General features: G+C 69.5%; 4 protein-coding genes and 1 pseudogene. 3 read left to right on the top strand and 2 right to left on the bottom strand.

The window, feature by feature from the left end; genetic code table 11:
* Positions 1-502: 502 nt before the first annotated feature.
* Entirely contained in the window at positions 503-2,275 is a 1,773-nt protein-coding gene (locus G6045_RS39105) for a hypothetical protein (protein ID WP_165337007.1), read from the top strand.
* A 2-nt stretch (positions 2,276-2,277) separates the two neighbouring features.
* Positions 2,278-2,670, top strand: coding sequence for a hypothetical protein (locus G6045_RS39110; protein ID WP_165337008.1), 393 nt, complete (start codon positions 2,278-2,280; stop codon positions 2,668-2,670).
* Positions 2,671-2,689: 19 nt separating this feature from the next.
* Here the strand turns inward: G6045_RS39110 and G6045_RS39115 are convergent, their stop codons facing one another.
* On the bottom strand, positions 2,690-3,664 hold the full coding sequence (locus G6045_RS39115; protein WP_165337009.1) for an N-acetylmuramoyl-L-alanine amidase: 975 nt from the start codon (positions 3,662-3,664) through the stop codon (positions 2,690-2,692).
* 51 nt (positions 3,665-3,715) lie between these two features.
* Positions 3,716-4,366 (bottom strand): class I SAM-dependent methyltransferase, encoded by a 651-nt coding sequence (locus tag G6045_RS39120; protein ID WP_165337010.1) that lies wholly within the window; start codon positions 4,364-4,366, stop codon positions 3,716-3,718.
* A 356-nt stretch (positions 4,367-4,722) separates the two neighbouring features.
* On the opposite strand from G6045_RS39120, the pseudogene G6045_RS39125 reads away from it, so the two are divergent.
* Positions 4,723-5,142 (top strand): annotated as a pseudogene (locus G6045_RS39125) (hypothetical protein); the annotation flags it as partial.

The raw sequence follows: 5,142 nt of genomic DNA on the forward strand, positions 1-5,142 counted from the left end.
GAACCCCGGCCGCCCCCCTCCGCCGGGCGCGTCAAGCACTTTGCGCACTTCCTCCGGCGGCACAGCCCTGGCCACCCAGCCACGGACAGCGTCGGCCAACTCCCGTTGCTCTTGCGTGATCCCGATGCCCATGGCGGGCAGAGTAGAACACGTTCCAATCTGACGGAAGGTCAGATCGGGGTCGGCTTTTGACGATGAGGCGTTCGCCGGGCGAGGGACGATTCCGGCCAATCGCCGCCGCGGAGGGCTTTGCCCTCTGGCGAGCCCGCATCCGCCCGGGCAGGATGAGCTCCCTCGTGGTGCGGGGGTCCCGAGGAGGTGGTGCATGACCCGGCGGCCTTGGTGGAGTCTGTCGCCCGATGACGCGTCCACCAATGGGCATCATCCGGCCGGGCCGAAGTCTGCGCCGGAACCTCAAGTCCCGGTGGACACGCTGACCGGATTGCCGCTCTCCCCCAACGGGCACGGAGCACGGCGCAGCACGTACACGAAGCGTGGGACGTTGCCTGACGCGAATCCGACGAGCCGACGGCTCGCCTCTGCCGTGCACGCACGCGAGGACCGGATCGGGCAGGTCAAGGACCGGATCGGACGGTGGCACGACCGGACGATGGACCGCAGGCGGCGGCGGATCCGGCAGCTGGCCCCTCGGCAGGGCGACAGCTTCGCCCGCTGGATATTGAAGGAGATCCTGACCGCGCCCAAGCGGCCGGTGCCCTCCTTCGGATTCAGCATCGTGCCCGCTCTGGTGCACAGTGTCGCCGCCGACCGGATACGCCACGTCCGGGCCTGTGCCCTGGCCGCCACAGCCGCCCTGGTGGTCGTACGGCACCCGTGGGGCGCGGGTGCGCTCGCGGCCGCGATGCTGCTGTTCCAACTACTCATCGCCCAGGGCCGACTCCGGAGAATCGCACGGTGGGGCACCCGATCGCTGGTCGCCGCGGCACTCCTCATCGCCGGGGCGCTCATCGCATGGGGGCAGCTGGAGCCTCATCTGCCGCTCGTCCACCGGGCACTGTCCGACCTGCCGTCCGCCGCCTTCTGGCTGACGGCGCTGCTGGCGGGGGTCTACGCGTGCGATCGCTGGGTCGCCTTTGCCTACGTCGCGTCGCTGTCAGGGAATCGGGCGCTCGGCGCTCAGATGCGCCCCCGCTTCGCTCCTGGCGCTGCCCGGCGGGTGGCGGCATGCGCTGCCGCCGAGACATGGCAGGCCATGCCATACCGGCGTGAGCAGCTGGTGGACCGCTTCGTCGGGGCGAGCCGGAGTGCCTACAGGAACGTCGTGCGCATCCAACTGTCCCCTGCCGGTGAGGCCACCGAGGAGGCGCCGCAGGAGGACGACGCCACTCCAGGGCTGGTAGAGCGGACCCCAGGTGCCGCGCGGAGCGGCATGCGCAAGTTCGAGGCCGACGATCTGCTCGACCACGTGCGCGACGAACTCAGGAAACTCCGGGGCCATTTGGTCGAGTCGCATGCTCTGCCGCACTGCGATGTGTTCGAGGCGTTCGCGGTTCCCGACTCCGAGTGGAAGAAGCTCCCCGGAGCCAAGGGGACAGAGACGCCGGACACGGACGGCCGGATGGCGTGGCCGGAGGCCGGAGAGATGATGGACGAGTCATGCCTGCCGCCCTCAGGCCACTTCCGCCGCCGCTATCTCGCGGCGCAAGTCGTCGACTGGGAAGGCGACATCGTGGTCACCGTGTTCGCTCATGCCGCCCTAGAGGGCCAGACCCTTACCTTCGTGACCAGGCCTCACGCACTCGCGCCTCTGCACAAGGACGTGCGCCTCGAGGCAGCGCACGGCGGCGAACTGGCCTGGAAGGTCGTCCAGACTCCGGTTCAAGCGCTGGGTGATGTCGCGGCTCTCGCTCACCGCCTGTACGAGAGAACAGGCCGGGCCCTCGGCACGCTCCGCCCCAAGAAGACGAAGGAAGCCGCCCTGCGCAAGATCGCCGAAGCGTTCGACCCGCACAAGGCACTCGACGACAAGGCCGTAAGCCTGCGCGAGCACTGCTCGGACGACGGCATCGCCGACATGCACCAGCACGAGGACGCCTCACGCCATATATCGATCCTGCAGAGCAGCATGTTCGCCTCGGCGAGCTCCTTCCTCTCCGCCCGAGGCGTGGCGACGGATGATTTCCGCCGGCAAGCCGCCCAGTTCATCTTCGTCACCGGCGACAACAACCAGGTGAACACGGGGGTCCTGGGCGGCGCCATGAAGCAGGCGAACCAGACCAACCAGTCCGGCAATGAAGCGAATCCCAAGGGGTGACCATGGCCATACTCCGCGGACGAGGCGATTCCGATGACGGGATCCACGTCGCAGGTGACAGCAACCAGATCAACACGGGGACAGTCAAGGGCAGCATGTCCCAGTCCAACTCCGTGGGCCGCGCACCCGTTCCACCCCCGCTCGCCGCGGCCCGCGCCGAGTTCGCACGGTTGCGTACGGCGATGGACGCCCACGAAGGCGAGCTGAGCGAGGCGGACCGGGCCGTCGCCCGGCGCTGGCTCGGGCGTATCGACCGGGAGCTCGGGCAGCCCCGTCCCGACTCGCAGCAACTTGCCGACGATGCCGATGCGTTGAGTACCCGCGTTGCCACTGTGGCAGGGCTCGTGACAATCGCCCAGGCCTTCGTCACCAGCGTCCAGGGGCTGCTCGGCTGAGGCCGCGGGCCCGTATCCGCTACGAGGCGAGGAACCCGGACACCCCGTCCGCGATCCCCTTCGCCGCCTTCTGGCGCCAGGACGAACTGCCCAGCAGCGCCGCGTCCTTGGCGTCGCTCATGTTGCCGCACTCGACGAAGACCTTGGGGACCTTGGTGAGGTTCAGGCCGCCGAGGTCGCGGCGGACGTCGAGGCCGGTGCCCTCGCCGACGTAGTTCGAGGGGCGCATGCCGGTCGCGCTGACGAACCGGCCCGCGATCCGCACTCCCAGATCGCGCGACGGGCCGACGATCGCGCGGGTGTCGGCGGAGCCCGAGTCCACGCCCGCCGGAAGGATCACATGGAAGCCGCGGTTGCCGGCGGCCGAACCGTCGGCGTGGACGGAGACGACCGCGTCCGCCTTCGCCTCGTTGCCGATCTCGGCGCGCTCGTCCACACACGGGCCGAAGGCGCGGTTACGGTCCTGGGTCAGCTTGACGGTCGCGCCCTGGTCCTCCAGGAGCTCACGGATGCGGTGCGAGACGTCGAGCGTGAACTCGGCCTCCGTATAGCCGGAGTTGGTGGAGGTGCCCGTCGTATCGCACTCCTTCTTGTTGGTGCCGATGTCGACGAGGCGGGCGATGTCCTGCGGATGCCGGAAGTTCGACGGGTTGTGCCCGGGGTCGATGACGACGACCTTGCCGGACAGCGGGCCCTTCGGATCCGCGGCCGGCTTCGTCGGCTTCGCCGGCTTCGAGGGCTTGGGGTCGTCGGGCGTCTTCGAGGGCGCTTCGCCCGACGGGCTCGCCTTCCCCGCGGACGTCGACTGGCTCGGCAGCGGCAGCACCTTCGGCGGCTCGTCCTCCTCGGCGCCACCGCCCATCGCCTGCCAGAGCAGCCAGCCGGCCAGCGCCGTCGGCACCAGGGCGGCGACCGCGACGAGGCCACCGCCTCGCCTCAGGGGGCGGCGCGGCTGCGGGCCGGGATCATCCGGATCGTCGTACGAGTAGGACACGGAGCGAGCCTACGCCCAGGACCCCGTGCCGGACCTCGGACGCGACCCTCCTCACATGCCGGAACCGGTCCGCCGCAGCACCCGCAGCGACGCGGTCGCCGAGACCTCGGTGAACGCGCCGGACTCCAGGGCGCGCAGATAGATGCGGTACGGGGCCTGCCCGGTGAACTCGTCCACCGGGTCCGGAAAGACGTCATGGATAAGGAGCAGCCCGCCCTCGGCGAGGTGCGGCACCCAGCCCTCGTAATCGGCGACGGCGTGCTCGTCGGTGTGCCCGCCGTCGATGAACACGAACCCCAGTGCACCACCCCACACCCGGGCCACCTGCGGCGACTTGCCCACAAGCGCCACGACATGATCCTCAAGTCCCGCTTTGTGAAGTGTGCGGCGGAATGTCGGAAGCGTATCCATCTGCCCGACCTCGGGATCGACGACCTCCGGGTCGTGGTACTCCCAGCCCGGCTGCTGCTCCTCGCTGCCCCGGTGGTGGTCCACAGTGAGGGCCGTCGTCCCGGTCTCGCGGGCCGCGTCGGCGAGCAGGATCGTGGAACGCCCGCAGTACGTGCCCACTTCGAGCAGCGGAAGACCGAGCGCTCCGGCCTCGACGGCCGCCGCGTAGAGGGCGAGCCCTTCGTCGAGCGGCATGAAGCCCTTCGCGGCCTCGAAGGCGGCGCGCACCTCGGGCTTGGGGGTCGCGGACATCAGGGCCTCCATGGCGGCGCTCGTACGGCGAGAGGGTGGGCGGGTGTTGTGCGGGTCCTGTGCGTAATCGTCGTACGCGTACGCCAGTTCCAGAGATCGACCATGCTGCCGCATCCCATCGGGAACCAATAGCGCGGTCCCGCATCTCCTTTCTCACAGCCGGGTAGAGAGCTGGGGTCTTTATACCGAGCAGACACCTTGGCTGATCGGGCGATAGTGTCATCCGTACGATGGGGGGCCACCGGGATCTTGCCCGCGCTCCGCACCCGCGCACCGGCGACAGCGACGCCCACCGACGACTCGACGACGATGAAGGACCTGAAGTGAATTTCCGCTCTCTGACACGAGGCGACGGCGTGGTGATCGCAGCAGCGGTGTTGCTGTTCATCGCCTCCTTCCTGGGTACGTTCGAAGAAGAGGAAGGTGGGGGCGACTCTCCCACCGCATGGGACGACGGCAACCTCCTGGTCAGCGTCTTCCTGCTCGGCGTCATCGGCGCTGCCCTGATCGCGGTCGGACGCGCGCAGCAGCCGGCCCGCAAGGTCGCGGGGCTCGACCTCGGGCAGCTGGGCGTCGGCTTCGCCATCGCCTCGGCGCTGAGCGCGCTCTTCAAGATGTTCGACCTGGCCGGCTTCGTCGACTTCGAGGGCAGCCTCGGAAACAGCGGCCCCGACGCGGGCGCCGGCATGATGCTCGCGCTGATCGCCGCCCTCGTCCTCGCGGGCGCCGCCATCGCCACCAACATGGTCCCCGCCCTCAAGGCCCCCCTCATGGGC

Origin of the sequence: Streptomyces mesophilus (assembly GCF_011044995.1) — a bacterium.
GTDB classification, from domain to species: Bacteria; Actinomycetota; Actinomycetes; order Streptomycetales; family Streptomycetaceae; genus Streptomyces; species Streptomyces mesophilus.